Raw genomic sequence first — 14,261 nt, 5'->3', positions numbered from 1 at the left:
AGTCCCTCCTGTTAACGATAATGGCATAACCTGCTTTTATATCCACATTAACGTTCTGTGCACATCGAGCCTGTTTATGGCCTGGATCAATTTTAACATCTTGAATTAAAACAGATTATTATCCCGTCACGGATGTTTAATTTGTGGAATATCAATCGATAACGATTTTGTGCACAAAGTTATCCACAGCCAGATCCTGGAAGCGATCCCGCAGATCGTGACTTCTTTTTTACCGTTCGGCGGCAAGCCGCTTCATGTTTTATGCCCGGCTGTGGCATCCTTTACCCACTGACAGACAACCATCAGGCACGGAACACTATGGCCCAGATCGCAGAAAATCCACTTATCCTCGTCGACGGATCCTCCTACCTTTATCGGGCGTATCACGCCTTCCCCCCGCTGACCAACAGCGCGGGCGAACCGACCGGAGCGATGTACGGCGTGCTCAATATGCTGCGCAGTCTGCTGCTACAGTACCAGCCGTCCCATGCTGCCGTTGTCTTTGATGCCAAAGGCAAAACCTTTCGCGACGAACTGTTTGAAAACTATAAATCGCACCGTCCTCCCATGCCGGACGATCTGCGTGCGCAGATCGAACCGCTACACAGCATGGTGAAGGCGATGGGGCTGCCGCTTCTGGTCGTGTCTGGCGTTGAAGCCGATGATGTTATCGGCACCCTGGCGCGTGAAGCAGAAGGCGCTGGCCGACACGTGCTGATCAGTACCGGCGATAAGGATATGGCGCAGCTGGTCACGCCATCCATTACGCTTATCAACACCATGACCAATACCGTTCTGGGGCCGGATGAGGTGAGTGAGAAGTACGGCGTACCGCCGGAACTGATTATCGACTTCCTGGCGCTGATGGGCGACTCGTCAGATAACATTCCCGGCGTACCCGGTGTGGGCCAGAAGACCGCTCAGGCGCTGCTGCAGGGGCTGGGGGGACTGGATGTGCTTTATGGCAACCTGGATAAGGTTGCCGACCTCAGCTTCCGCGGTGCCAAAACCATGGGTGCCAAACTGGAACAGAACCAGGAGATGGCGCGTCTTTCGTATCAGCTGGCGACCATTAAGACCGATGTACCCCTGGAACTGACCTGCGATGAACTGGAAGTGAAGGCACCGGAAGCCGACAACCTGCTGGCCCAGTTTGAAAAATATGACTTTAAGCGCTGGACCGCCGATGTTGCCGCCGGTAAGTGGCTCCAGGCGAAAGGCAACGCCAGCGCGGCGAAGAGCAAGAAGGTTGAGAGTGTGAGCGCCGAGTCTCAGCCAGAAGCGCAGGAGGCCAGCGTACTGTCCAGTGATGATTATGTCACCATCCTTGATGAAGAGACCCTGAAGTCCTGGATCGCCCGTCTGGAGAAAGCGCCAGTCTTCGCCTTTGATACCGAAACCGATAGCCTGGATGGTCTGACTGCCAGTCTTGTGGGCCTTTCCTTTGCCGACAAGCCGGGCCATGCGGCCTATGTGCCGGTTGCGCATGACTATCTGGATGCGCCGGATCAGATCTCCCGCGATCGGGTGCTGGAGCTACTTAAGCCGCTACTGGAAAATGAAAAAGCGCTGAAAGTTGGTCAGAATCTGAAGTATGACCGGGGGATTCTTGATAACTATGGCATCAGTCTACAGGGTATCGCCTTCGATACCATGCTGGAATCCTATGCGCTGAACAGCGTGGCCGGGCGCCACGATATGGACAGTCTGGCCAGCCGCTGGCTGAGCCACAAGACCATCACCTTTGAAGAGATCGCGGGTAAGGGGAAAAATCAGCTTACCTTTAACCAGATCGCGCTGGAAGAAGCGGGCCGCTATGCCGCGGAAGATGCCGACGTCACACTGCGCCTGCATCAGACCATGTGGCCGCAACTGGAACAGGAAAAAGGTCCGCTCAATATTTTCCGTACTATTGAAATGCCGCTGGTTCCGGTTCTGTCCCGGGTAGAGCGTAACGGTGTGATGATCGATCCCGCCGTGCTGCATGCCCATTCCGAAGAGCTGGGCAAGCGCCTGGTCGAGCTGGAGCAGCAGGCTCATGAGATTGCAGGCGAGCCATTTAACCTCTCTTCTCCCAAGCAGTTGCAGACCATTCTGTTCGAGAAGCAGGGCATTAAACCGCTGAAGAAGACACCGGGCGGCGCGCCTTCCACCTCGGAAGAGGTGCTGGAAGAGCTGGCGCTGGACTATCCGCTACCGAAGGTGATCCTGGAATATCGCGGACTGGCGAAGTTGAAATCGACCTATACCGACAAGCTGCCGCTAATGATCAATCCGAAGACGGGTCGGGTGCATACTTCTTATCACCAGGCGGTAACCGCCACCGGGCGTCTGTCGTCGACCGATCCCAACCTGCAGAATATCCCGGTACGTAATGATGAGGGGCGCCGTATCCGTCAGGCCTTTATCGCCCCGGAGGATTACGTAATTGTCTCCGCGGACTATTCCCAGATTGAGCTGCGTATTATGGCGCACCTGTCCCGGGATAAAGGCCTGCTGACCGCCTTTGCCGAAGGGAAGGATATCCACCGCGCCACGGCGGCGGAGGTTTTCGGTAGGCCGCTGGAGAGTATCTCATCTGAACAGCGCCGTAGCGCTAAAGCCATTAACTTTGGTCTGATTTACGGCATGAGCGCCTTTGGCCTGGCGCGCCAGCTTAATATTCCGCGTAAAGAGGCCCAGAAGTATATGGATCTCTACTTTGAACGCTATCCTGGCGTGCTGGAATATATGGAGCGCACACGTCAGCAGGCGAAAGAGCAGGGCTACGTTGAAACCCTGGAAGGGCGTCGCCTGTGGCTGCCGGAAATTAACTCCCGTAACGGCGCTCGTCGCGCTGCGGCGGAGCGTGCGGCAATCAACGCGCCTATGCAGGGTACCGCGGCGGACATCATTAAACGCGCCATGATCGCGGTAGATGACTGGCTACTGAAGTCCGAACCGCGAGTGAAAATGATCATGCAGGTACACGATGAACTGGTGTTCGAAGTACATAAAGACGATCTGCAGGCCGTCTCTCAGAAGATCCATGAGCTGATGGAAGGCTGCATGAAGCTGGAAGTGCCTCTGCTGGTGGAAGTGGGTAGCGGTAAAAACTGGGATGAGGCGCACTAACTGACAGGCCATTCGCGCCGGACGAGCCCGGCGCGCTGAACCGGAATCCGAACCTTATGTTTTGTAACTAAGCAACATCAGAGATAGGTTTTTGTGATGGTTGTTCAAGTTCATAATGTAAAAAATGAAAAAAAACTACAAAAAATGCTTTTTCCTCGCATTAAAAAAGAGTAGAGTTAACGACGTAGGGTACAGAGGTAAGATGTTCTATCTTTCAGACCTTTTACTTCACGTAATCGGATTTGGCTGAATATTTTAGCCGCCCCGGTCATCTAATGACCGGGGCGTTTTTTATTGTCTGCGATCCGCAAAAATACCGCGCGCCCGGCACGCGGCAGATCGGAATTACGCTTCTGTTTCCGGCTCTTCGGCTACGATCCCTGGGAGATCGTTAAACCAGCTGTCCAGCTTGTTTCTTAGCTTATCCACGCCCATCTTCTTCAGCGAAGAGAAGATCTCGACTTCAACGTCTCCGTTAAAGGCGATAGCGGCTTCGCGCACCAGATTCAGCTGCTTTTTACGGGCGCCGGAGGCCAGTTTATCGGCTTTAGTGAGCAGGACCAGCACCGGAATATGGCTGTCCACGGCCCATGCGACCATCTGCTGATCGAGATCCTTCATCGGATGGCGAATATCCATCAGTACCACCAGCCCCTGAAGACAGTGACGCATTTGCAGATACTCACCGAGCGCCTGCTGCCACTTACGTTTCATCTCTTCCGGGACTTCGGCATACCCGTACCCCGGCAGGTCGACCAGACGCTTGCCTTCAGCCACCTCAAACAGGTTGATCAGCTGAGTACGGCCTGGCGTCTTACTGGTTCGCGCCAGGTTTCTCTGGTTGGTCAGCGTATTCAGCGCGCTCGACTTACCGGCGTTGGAGCGGCCTGCAAAGGCAACCTCGATCCCGCTGTCGGCGGGGAGGTGGCGAATATCTGGCGCACTGGTTACAAAGTGCGTCAGTTGATAATTCCAGTTAGTCAAAATGGTCGTCTCCATCAGGGATGCATATGGCCGGGATTATACCTGATATGCACCACCGGAAGCCCGCTATTGGCGAACAGGCTGGCAGCATTGCCATACGCTTTGTAAGACATTGACCATTGTTGAGGCGGGAAAAAGCGGCTTTTATTGATCTGAACTTTAATAAAACGGTAATAAAAACAGTGTAGTAATACATTTATACCCTGTGAGACGCATGACCGCTCCCGGGTATCTCCTTGTGAAAATAAGGGATAAGCGTAAAGTATGTCTCACAGGCAAGGAGCCCTAAGGATTCGGTTCAGGATGAACGCTCAGGAGTGACAGGACGTCGAAGAGTAGGGACAAGCCAGGATGGGCGACCGCTGGGATGGCGGAACAGATAAAGGGACAGGGACAACACAAAGGACGTAGTACGCTGAGGGAAAGACAGGGCGTCGACAGCAAACACGGACGATTTAACTCGCAAGAGTTTAGTGATGAATCAGGCGGCAGGCTATCCTGCCGCCTTTTTTATTTTTCACTCCTGTCCGGGGGCGCTATCGCAGATTTGCCGCCGAACCTGCTATTATTCTCACTTCATACCGACCTGAAACGGCCTCGAGACACAGAATCATGAAGCAACAAACCCCTGCCCGCGCTAAAGGGCCAAATAAACGCCGTTCGACGCGTGAAGAGCTGAACCAGCAGGCGCGCGATCGCAAGCGCCAGAAAAAGCATCGCGGCCTTTCGTCCGGTAACCGTAACAGCGATTCCCGGCAGGGCAATTCCGGGAAAGGGGGGAAAAACCTTCCCGATCCGCGCCTGGGCAGCAAAAAGCCTGTTGCTCTGGGCGTGCCAGCAAGCCAGGCGCCGAAAGCGGAAAAAGTGCCTGCCCGACCACTGCTTTCCCCCAGTGAAGAGCTGGAAAAGCTGGAAAACGATCCTCGACTGGATGCGCTGCTGGACAGGATTGAGTCCGGGGAAGCGATCGACAAAAAAGACCGGGATTGGGTCAACGCTCAACTCGATCGCATTGATGAACTGATGCAGCAGCTCGGCCTCTCCTTCGACGACGATGAAGAGGAAGAGGGTGAAGAAGATCTGATGCGCCTGCTTAAGGGCGGAGACTAAACGTAGCGCTATGGGGCCGCTGGTTCTGATCATCGTTCTACCCATAGCCTGTTATCTGTTGTGGTTATTCGTTAAACTACAGCGGTTGTCGCGCCGACAACGGTGGCTGCGCAACCGCATGATGGCCCGGGGCTCGGGCGGCGCGTCTTATCCGGGGCGCGCAGGAAGGCGGTTGCGGCGCCGCAGGAAGGAGTGAGTATGTCTGAGCAGTTAATTGACTGGGATCTGGCCCTAATCCAGAAATATAACTATTCCGGGCCGCGTTATACCTCTTACCCCACCGCCCTTGAGTTTTCAGAATCCTTTAGTGAAGACGATTTTACTCGCGCGGCGGAGCGTTATCCGGAGCGGGCGCTGTCACTCTACGTGCATATCCCGTTCTGCCATAAGCTCTGCTACTTCTGCGGTTGCAATAAGGTCGTCACCCGCCAGCGCCATAAGGCCGACCAGTATCTGGACGCGCTGGAGCGTGAAATTCGCCATCAGGCGCCGCGTTTCGGGCAGCGTCAGGTTAGCCAGATGCACTGGGGCGGCGGTACGCCGACTTACCTGAATAAAGCGCAGATCGGCCGCCTGATGGGGCTGCTGCGTGAAAATTTCCGCTTTAACGACGATGCCGAGCTTTCTCTTGAGCTGGATCCGCGGGAAATCGAACTGGATATGCTGGACCACCTGCGCGCGGAAGGCTTCACGCGCCTGAGCATGGGGGTTCAGGACTTCAATAAAGAGGTGCAACGCCTGGTCAACCGCGAGCAGGATGAAGAGTTTATCTTCGCGCTGATCGCCCGGGCCCGGGAACTGGGGTTCACTTCCACCAATATCGACCTGATCTACGGTTTGCCGAAGCAGACGCCGGAAAGCTTTGCCTTCACCCTGAATAAGGTGGCGGAGCTAAGCCCGGATCGGCTGAGCGTCTTTAACTATGCTCACCTGCCAACGCTGTTTGCCGCCCAGCGCAAAATTAAAGAGGATGACCTGCCTTCAGCGCAGCAGAAGCTTGATATTTTGCAGCAGACTATCGCTTCCCTGACCGGCGCAGGCTATCAGTTTATCGGTATGGACCACTTTGCGCGTCCGGATGATGAACTGGCGGTTGCCCAGCGTAACGGCGTGCTGCATCGCAACTTCCAGGGTTACACCACCCAGGGAGATACCGACCTGCTGGGGCTGGGGGTTTCCGCCATCAGCATGCTGGGAGACTGCTATGCCCAGAACCAGAAAGAGCTGAAGAAATATTATCAGCAGGTAGAAGAGCAGGGCGATGCCCTGTGGCGTGGTCTGACGCTTACCCGGGATGACTGCATTCGTCGCGATATCATTAAGGCGCTTATCTGTAACTTCCGGCTGGATTTTGCCGATATCGAGCGCGCATGGCAGCTCGATTTTCATAATGACTTTGCCGAGGATTTAGCGCTGCTGGCGCCGCTGGCGCAGGATGGGCTGGTGGATATTAATGACCAGGGCATTCAGGTGACGGCGAAAGGGCGTCTGCTGATTCGTAATATCTGTATGTGCTTTGATATTTATTTGCGCCGTAAGGCCAAATTGCAGAAGTTTTCTCGGGTCATTTAGGAAAACTAAAAAAGCGGGGAGCCTGATTCAGGCTCCCCGCTTTTTTTAACTCAAGAAGTTGAACAGCGCCGCGCAGAGTAGCGCCGCAATGGCCGCATGGGGTGACTGGCTGGCTGCCGCGCCCACGTCAGCGCTGCTCGAAATCACATTGATGAATGATTCCAGCATGGTAAACCTCCGTATAATCGCGCCCGATCATACTCATCCTTGCCTCTGAGTCAAAGGCTAAAAAAACGTCAAAAAACGGTCCTTTTCTACTCCATTCCTAACTCTTTGAGCTTACGGGTCAGGGTGTTTCGTCCCCAGCCGAGCAGGCGCGCCGCCTCCTGTTTGTGGCCATGGGTATGGCGCAGCGCCGTGGTCAGCAGAGTTCGTTCCATTTCCGGTTGCGCTTCGGACAACAGATTTTGATGACCGGAACGCAGCGCCCGATCCGCCCACTGGGCCAGCACCGTCGCCCAACTGTCGGGCTGAACCTGGGTGCCGTTACTTTCTGGCACGCTGGTTTCAAACAGTTCGGGAGGCAGATCCTGAATCAGCACCTCCTGACCGGCGGCCATTACCGTTAGCCAGCGACAGGTATTTTCCAGCTGGCGCACGTTGCCGCCCCAGGCCAGGCGGGTGAGCGCGGCTTCGGTTTCCGGGTGCAACTGCTTGGTCTCGACCCCCAGTTCCTGAGCGGCCTTCTGCAAAAAGTGGCGCGCCAGTCGTGGAATATCTTCGCGTCGCTCGCGCAGGGGCGGCAGATGAACGCGGATTACGTTCAGGCGGTGGAACAGATCCTCACGAAAGGTGCCTTCCTGCACCCGTTGCTCCAGATTCTGGTGGGTGGCGGCAATAATCCGTACGTCCACTTTCACCGGCGCATAACCACCCACCCGATAAAACTGGCCATCGGCCAGCACGCGCAGCAGGCGGGTCTGAACATCCAGCGGCATATCGCCGATCTCGTCCAGAAACAGGGTGCCGCCGTCGGCCTGCTCGAAGCGCCCCTGGCGGATCTGGCTGGCGCCGGTAAAGGCCCCTTTTTCGTGGCCAAACAGCTCAGATTCAATCAGATCGCGCGGGATAGCCGCCATATTCAGGGCGATAAATGGTGATTTTTCCCGCGGGCTGTGACGATGCAGGGCGTGGGCGACCAGCTCTTTACCGGTGCCTGACTCGCCGTTAATCAGCACGCTTATTGACGAGCGCGACAGACGCCCGATAATCCGAAACACGTCCTGCATGGCTGGCGCCTCACCGATAATATCGGCGGCGGGGCTATTAGCCTGAGTCAGGCGCGGCTGCTGCTGCTCCTGATAGTGGTTAATGGCGCGTTCCACCAGGGCTACCGCTTCGTCGATATCAAAGGGTTTAGGCAGATAGTCGAAAGCGCCCTGCTGATAGGCGCTGACGGCGGCGTCCAGATCGGAATGGGCGGTCATAATGATGACCGGAAGCATGGGATGACGCTGTTTAATCTGTTTAAGCAGCGTGAGCCCGTCCATACCCGGCATGCGAATGTCGGAAAGCAGAACATCCGGGGTCTGTGTGGCAAGGGCGTCCAGTACCTGATGGCCGCTCTCAAAGGCGGTACAGCTAATGCCAGCGCTGGTGAGCGCTCGCTCCAGTACCCAGCGGATGGAGCTATCGTCATCGACTACCCAGGCTATCCCTCGTTGCATAGTGACCTCTATTCAGGCGCTTATTTACGGATGGGCAGATAAACCGAAAATTCGGTGTGTCCCGGCCAACTGCTAAATTCAATTTTTCCCGAGTGCTGATCGATAAGGCTGCGGGCGATAGAGAGCCCCAGCCCGGTCCCCCCTTCGCGGCCGCTGACCATGGGATAGAACAGCGTATCCTGCAGGTGGGGGGGAATACCGGGGCCGGTATCTTCAACATCAATGCGTGCCGCCAGGCGGTAGCGCTCGCCGTGCAGGGTCAACTGGAAGGCGGTACGGGTGCGTAGCGTAATTTCGCCGCCCTGTTCGCCCAGCGCCTGGAGCGCGTTGCGCACGATATTCAGCAGCACCTGTTCAAGCTGATCGGGGTCGTGGGTCAGATCCGGCAGACTGGGGTCGTAGTCACGCACCAGGGTGACGTTTTCCGGCAGCTCCAGCTTCACCAGATTCACCACCCGCTCGGCCACCTTATGGATGCTGTCAGTAATATGCATCCCCGGCTGCTGAGGCCCCAGTAGCCTGTCGACCAGATTACGCAACCGGTCGGCCTGCTCAATAATAACGGTGGTATATTCCGTAAGCGTTGGGTCAGGCAGGGCGCGATTAAGCAATTGTGCCGCGCCGCGCAGCCCGCCGAGCGGATTTTTTATCTCGTGCGCCAGGCCGCGTACCAGGTCACGGGCCGCCACCTGCTGGGCGTGTTGCAACTGCTCCTGGCTGAGTCGTCGCTGGTTATCCATTGGGGACATCTCCAGCAGAATCAGGCCATCCGGCATACGCTGCGCTGATAGCGAAAGAATATGGGCGCGACCGTCAATCACCAGCGTGACCTCATTATCGATAAAGCCCTGGCCGGTATTCAGGCTTTCGCGCATCAGTTCGATATTCAGCGAAAAATAGCTAAGAAGCTCCGGCAGCGGCGCACCGAACAGCTTGCGCGAACTCTGCGCCAGCAACTGCTGGGCGGCGGGATTTGCATAGTGTACGGCAAGTTCGTCATCCACCAGCAGAATGCTGTTCATCAGCGAATTCAGGATAAGCCCTGCATCGGGCTGTGTGCCATTTGCCATTATTAGCCCCCTTCCAGCTATTGCACTATTTTAGTGCATACTGGTGTTCGCTTCATTAATAGCCTGGCCCCGGGCGGTATTCTTTGCCGCTACACAGGGTACTAATGAACCGTACACGCAGGTACATGGGAGAAAAAAGCCCATCAGAGATGGGCTAAACGTTTCCACGGCAACAAAAAAATCGTCTGCTGCGCCCAAAAGATGGCAGGCGCAGTCAGTAACATCTTAAACGCTGTAATACAGTTCGAATTCAACCGGGTGCGGCGTCATGCGAACGCGGTCGTTCTCTTCAAGACGCAGGGCGATGTAGGCATCGATAGCGTCGTTGGTGAACACGCCGCCTGCCGTCAGGAACTCGCGATCGGCATCCAGGGCTTCCAGCGCTTCTTCCAGAGAACCGGCAACCTGCGGGATCTCTTTAGCTTCTTCCGGCGGCAGGTCGTACAGGTTTTTATCCATCGCTTCACCCGGGTGGATCTTGTTCTTGATACCGTCAAGACCGGCCATCAGCAGGGCGGCGAAAGCCAGGTACGGGTTGGCAGCCGGATCCGGGAAGCGCACTTCGATACGGCGAGCCTTCGGAGAAGTGACGACCGGGATACGGATAGAGGCGGAACGGTTACGGGCAGAGTAAGCCAGCATGACCGGCGCTTCATAGCCAGGCACCAGACGCTTGTAAGAGTTGGTGGTTGGGTTGGCCAGGGCGTTAATGGCTTTCGCGTGCTTGATCACACCGCCAATGTAGTAGAGCGCCATTTCGGACAGACCGGCATATTTGTCACCGGCGAACAGGTTGTTGCCGTCTTTCGACAGGGACATGTGGCAGTGCATACCGGAACCGTTATCACCGAACATCGGCTTGGGCATAAAGGTTGCGGTTTTGCCGAAGCGGTGAGCGACGTTGTGGACCACATACTTATAGATCTGAATTTCGTCCGCTTTCTTGGTCATGGTGTTGAAGCGGGTTGCCACTTCGTTCTGACCTGCGGTCGCGACTTCGTGGTGATGCGCTTCAACCACCAGACCCATCTCTTCCATGGTCATACACATCACGGAACGGATGTCCTGAGCGGAATCTACCGGCGGAACCGGGAAATAGCCGCCTTTCACACCCGGACGGTGGCCTTTGTTGCCGCCTTCGTATTTGGTGGAAGAGTTCCAGGCGCCTTCGATATCGTCGATGGCGACGTGAGAGCCGGAAATGGAACTACCGAAACGGATGTCGTCGAACAGGAAGAATTCCGGCTCCGGCCCGAACAGCACAGTGTCGGCAAGACCGGTGGCGCGCAGGTAGTCTTCAGCGCGCTTGGCGATAGAACGCGGGTCGCGATCGTAGCCCTGCAGCGTGCCCGGCTCCAGAATATCGCAGCGGATAAGCAGCGTCGGCTCTTCATAAAACGGGTCGATCACGGCGGTTGACGGGTCCGGCATCAGTACCATGTCGGATTCGTTAATGCCTTTCCAGCCACCAATCGAGGAACCGTCGAACATTTTGCCTTCTTCAAAGAAGTCCTGGTCCACCTGATGGGAAGGAATGGTGACGTGCTGTTCTTTTCCTTTAGTATCGGTAAAGCGCAAATCGACAAACTTTATTTCGTGCTCACTCAGCAGCGTCATAACGTGTTCTGCGGACATAGGTAACTCTCCCGGATTTGTCATTGTCGTCGTGGTACAACTTTTGTTTAAAGTGGCTTTTCGCCTTGTACAGGCTCTTTATAGATAAAAAAGCGAAAAGCGTGCCAACTTTCACATCGCCCCAAAAAGGCGCTATGATGCGCACCGCAGTGAAAAGGGCTGCACCACACTGAACATTATGCACTATAATGGTGCACCCAGAGGATGTCAGGGCACCAAAATGGTGCGAACCTCTCTTTTTCTCTCTCCGTGAAAACGATCACAGACACCAAAAGAAAAAGGTTTCCTGCGATCTGTTCAGTCCTCCGATTAATCCGTGTACAATAACGCGCTATTTCTAATGCCTGAGGCAAAGTTGTGATCGAAAATCTGCGTAACATCGCCATTATTGCGCACGTTGACCATGGGAAAACCACCCTGGTTGACAAGCTGCTGCAACAATCTGGCACCTTCGGTGAGCGTAATGAGCTTACCGAGCGAGTCATGGACTCCAACGATCTGGAAAAAGAGCGTGGGATTACCATCCTCGCGAAAAATACGGCTATTAACTGGCGCGACTACCGCATCAACATCGTTGATACCCCGGGGCACGCCGACTTCGGTGGTGAAGTAGAACGCGTAATGTCGATGGTTGACTCTGTTCTGCTGCTTGTCGACGCAATGGATGGCCCGATGCCGCAGACCCGTTTCGTGACCGAGAAGGCATTCGCCAACGGGCTGAAGCCGATCGTGGTCATCAACAAAGTTGACCGTCCCGGCGCGCGTCCGGACTGGGTTGTCGATCAGGTGTTCGACCTGTTCGTTAACCTGGGCGCTACCGATGAGCAGCTGGACTTCCCCATCGTTTACGCTTCTGCGCTGAACGGTATCGCCGGTCTGGACCATGAAGACATGGCCGACGATATGACCCCGCTGTTCGAAACTATCGTTAAGCACGTGGAAGCGCCGAACGTTGACCTGAACGGTCCGTTCCAGATGCAGATCTCCCAGCTGGACTACAACAGCTACGTGGGCGTTATCGGCATTGGTCGTATCAAGCGCGGCGTGGTGAAGCCGAACCAGCAGGTCACCATCATCGATACGGAAGGTAAACGCCGTAACGGTAAGGTGAGCCAGGTTCTGGGCCACATGGGTCTGCAGCGTATCGAGTCTGCTTCTGCCGAAGCGGGTGATATCATCGCTATCACCGGTCTGGGCGAGCTGAACATCTCCGATACCCTGTGCGATCCGGGTACCGTTGAAGCGCTGCCGCCGCTCTCCGTTGATGAGCCGACCGTTTCCATGTACTTCTGCGTTAACACCTCGCCGTTCTGCGGCAAAGAGGGTAAATACGTCACTTCGCGTCAGATTCTGGACCGCCTGAACAAAGAGCTGGTTCACAACGTGGCGCTGCGCGTAGAAGAAACCGAAGACCCGGATGCTTTCCGCGTTTCCGGCCGTGGTGAACTGCACCTGTCAGTTCTTATCGAGAACATGCGTCGTGAAGGTTTCGAATTGGCGGTATCCCGTCCGAAAGTTATCTTCCGCGAAATCGACGGCCGTAAACAGGAGCCGTTCGAGCAGGTCACGCTGGATATCGAAGAGCAGAACCAGGGTTCCGTCATGGAAGCGCTGGGCCTGCGTAAAGGTGAACTGCGCGACATGCTGCCGGATGGCAAAGGCCGCGTACGTCTGGACTACATCATCCCGAGCCGTGGTTTGATCGGCTTCCGTACCGACTTCATGACCATGACTTCCGGTACCGGTCTGCTGTACTCCACCTTCAGCCACTACGATGACGTGCGTCCGGGTGAAATCGGTCAGCGTCAGAACGGCGTGCTGATCTCTAACGGCCAGGGTAAAGCGGTCGCTTACGCGCTCTACAGTCTGCAGGATCGCGGTAAGCTGTTCCTGGGCCACGGCGCGGAAGTCTATGAAGGCCAGATTATCGGTATTCACAGCCGTTCCAACGACCTGACTGTGAACTGCCTGACCGGTAAGAAGCTGACCAACATGCGTGCTTCCGGTACTGACGAAGCCACCACCCTGTCTCCGCCGATCAAAATGACCCTGGAGCAGGCGCTGGAGTTCATCGATGATGATGAACTGGTAGAAGTCACCCCGACCTCTGTGCGTCTGCGTAAGCGTCATCTGACGGAAAACGAGCGTAAACGCGCAAACCGCGGCGCGAAAGAGTAATCTTTCGTCGACGTTGAAAAGGCCTCCGCAACTGCGGGGGCTTTTTTATGGCTCCCTGTGCCGAATCAGCATCGACGGCGCCACGCCAAATTTCTGCTTAAACGCTTTACTGAAATGAAAGGTGTCAAAGAAGTTCAGCATATCCGCCACCTGACTCACGCCATGGCGCTCCTGCTTCAACAGCGACTGCGCCAGTTCCAGGCGGGCATCCAGGTAGTATTCTCTGGGGCTCTTACCGGTATAACGCAGAAACAGTCGCCGCAGATACTGTTCACTGCACTGCATACGCTGCGCCATTTCACTGACCGTCCAGCGCCGTTGAAGGTCGGCATGGAGCGCGGTCAGCAATTTTTCCAGGCGGATAAACTGCGGCTCCCGGGTACCATTACGGGCAATCAGGCAGATCCACTGGTAGATCATATGGGTCAGTGCGGCCACCGCCAGGTTGTTTTCCATCGATACCGGGCTCTGAATTAGCCGCGCCACCTCTTCCAACTGGCGATTAAATGCGTCGCCGTTATATATTAGCGCTGGTTGAGATAACGGAATATCCATCGCTCCGGTAGGAATAAATTCCATCCAGTACTGTTCCCAGACCAGCCCGTCGCAATAATAGGATTTTATATCCGTGGGTTTCAGAAAAATAACGCAATTACCGTTAAGCGTAATGACTGAATTATCCTGAAGGATAACTTTACCGCTGCCCTGGAGCGTATAAATCGCCACCCAGGAGTTGGCAATCAGCGGTTTCCGTTTATCACGTGGCCAGCTGACCACGTAGTGGTTATCCGCCAGGGTATGCCACAGCGCCAGAAGCGCGAGGCCGCTTGAGATCACATTTTCTTCAAGAACCAGCGGAATGTTATAGGTAGTTTCGGTTTTTACATCCGAAACTCCGATTTTTCCATTCATTTTATTTCTCCAGAAGAGA

11 protein-coding genes are annotated in these 14,261 nt (G+C 55.3%); 5 read left to right on the top strand and 6 right to left on the bottom strand.

Annotation, left to right across the window (positions count from 1 at the left end; translation table 11 throughout):
* Positions 1–318 precede the first annotated feature (318 nt).
* Both polA and spfP read left to right on the top strand, forming a co-directional pair.
* A complete protein-coding gene (gene polA, locus FEM41_RS05395; protein WP_138095019.1) occupies positions 319–3,114 on the top strand; it encodes a DNA polymerase I in 2,796 nt (931 codons plus the stop codon).
* Positions 3,115–3,316: 202 nt separating this feature from the next.
* A complete protein-coding gene (spfP, locus tag FEM41_RS25265) occupies positions 3,317–3,364 on the top strand; it encodes a small protein SpfP (protein ID WP_071892919.1) in 48 nt (15 codons plus the stop codon).
* 95 nt (positions 3,365–3,459) lie between these two features.
* Here the strand turns inward: spfP and yihA are convergent, their stop codons facing one another.
* A complete protein-coding gene (gene yihA / locus FEM41_RS05390; protein ID WP_138095018.1) occupies positions 3,460–4,098 on the bottom strand; it encodes a ribosome biogenesis GTP-binding protein YihA/YsxC in 639 nt (212 codons plus the stop codon).
* Positions 4,099–4,710: 612 nt separating this feature from the next.
* Between yihA and yihI the strand changes: the two genes are divergently transcribed.
* Both yihI and hemN read left to right on the top strand, forming a co-directional pair.
* Positions 4,711–5,208 (top strand): Der GTPase-activating protein YihI, encoded by a 498-nt coding sequence (gene yihI, locus FEM41_RS05385; protein ID WP_138095017.1) that lies wholly within the window; start codon positions 4,711–4,713, stop codon positions 5,206–5,208.
* A gap of 198 nt (positions 5,209–5,406) precedes the next feature.
* Positions 5,407–6,780 carry an oxygen-independent coproporphyrinogen III oxidase gene (gene hemN / locus FEM41_RS05375; protein ID WP_138095015.1) on the top strand — a complete coding sequence of 458 codons (1,374 nt, stop codon included), beginning with the start codon at positions 5,407–5,409 and terminating at the stop codon, positions 6,778–6,780.
* Between the two features lie 45 nt (positions 6,781–6,825).
* Here the strand turns inward: hemN and FEM41_RS05370 are convergent, their stop codons facing one another.
* The 4 genes from FEM41_RS05370 to glnA all read right to left on the bottom strand — a co-directional run bounded on the left by FEM41_RS05370 (position 6,826) and on the right by glnA (position 11,152).
* Complete coding sequence (locus FEM41_RS05370; protein WP_138095014.1) at positions 6,826–6,948, bottom strand: YshB family small membrane protein; 123 nt, start codon at positions 6,946–6,948, stop codon at positions 6,826–6,828.
* An 86-nt stretch (positions 6,949–7,034) separates the two neighbouring features.
* Positions 7,035–8,447, bottom strand: a complete 1,413-nt coding sequence (gene glnG / locus FEM41_RS05365; protein ID WP_138095013.1) for a nitrogen regulation protein NR(I) — start codon at positions 8,445–8,447, stop codon at positions 7,035–7,037.
* A gap of 20 nt (positions 8,448–8,467) precedes the next feature.
* On the bottom strand, positions 8,468–9,517 hold the full coding sequence (gene glnL / locus FEM41_RS05360; protein ID WP_138095012.1) for a nitrogen regulation protein NR(II): 1,050 nt from the start codon (positions 9,515–9,517) through the stop codon (positions 8,468–8,470).
* Positions 9,518–9,742: 225 nt separating this feature from the next.
* Complete coding sequence (gene glnA / locus FEM41_RS05355; protein ID WP_138095011.1) at positions 9,743–11,152, bottom strand: glutamate--ammonia ligase; 1,410 nt, start codon at positions 11,150–11,152, stop codon at positions 9,743–9,745.
* Between the two features lie 357 nt (positions 11,153–11,509).
* Here glnA and typA point away from each other — a divergent pair, with 357 nt between their 5' ends.
* The gene (gene typA, locus FEM41_RS05350) at positions 11,510–13,330 is read left to right on the top strand and encodes a ribosome-dependent GTPase TypA (protein WP_138095010.1); all 1,821 of its coding nucleotides are present in this window, start codon (positions 11,510–11,512) and stop codon (positions 13,328–13,330) included.
* Between the two features lie 45 nt (positions 13,331–13,375).
* Here typA and FEM41_RS05345 read toward each other — a convergent pair whose 3' ends face one another.
* Entirely contained in the window at positions 13,376–14,242 is an 867-nt protein-coding gene (locus FEM41_RS05345; RefSeq protein ID WP_138095009.1) for a helix-turn-helix transcriptional regulator, read from the bottom strand.
* Positions 14,243–14,261: the final 19 nt, after the last annotated feature.

It is taken from the genome of Jejubacter calystegiae (assembly GCF_005671395.1).
GTDB classification, from domain to species: domain Bacteria; phylum Pseudomonadota; class Gammaproteobacteria; order Enterobacterales; family Enterobacteriaceae; genus Jejubacter; species Jejubacter calystegiae.
Note: the sequence above shows the minus strand (reverse complement) of the source record. Positions and strands in the feature narration are given on the sequence as shown.

Bases quoted from the DNA above. Each gene is read 5' to 3' on its own strand.
- polA (WP_138095019.1), top strand. From the start codon at position 319: ATGGCCCAGATCGCAGAAAATCCACTTATCCTCGTCGACGGATCCTCC.
- yihI (WP_138095017.1), top strand. From the start codon at position 4,711: ATGAAGCAACAAACCCCTGCCCGCGCTAAAGGGCCAAATAAACGCCGT.
- hemN (WP_138095015.1), top strand. From the start codon at position 5,407: ATGTCTGAGCAGTTAATTGACTGGGATCTGGCCCTAATCCAGAAATAT.
- FEM41_RS05370 (WP_138095014.1), bottom strand. From the start codon at position 6,948: ATGCTGGAATCATTCATCAATGTGATTTCGAGCAGCGCTGACGTGGGC.
- glnG (WP_138095013.1), bottom strand. From the start codon at position 8,447: ATGCAACGAGGGATAGCCTGGGTAGTCGATGACGATAGCTCCATCCGC.
- glnL (WP_138095012.1), bottom strand. From the start codon at position 9,517: ATGGCAAATGGCACACAGCCCGATGCAGGGCTTATCCTGAATTCGCTG.
- glnA (WP_138095011.1), bottom strand. From the start codon at position 11,152: ATGTCCGCAGAACACGTTATGACGCTGCTGAGTGAGCACGAAATAAAG.
- FEM41_RS05345 (WP_138095009.1), bottom strand. From the start codon at position 14,242: ATGAATGGAAAAATCGGAGTTTCGGATGTAAAAACCGAAACTACCTAT.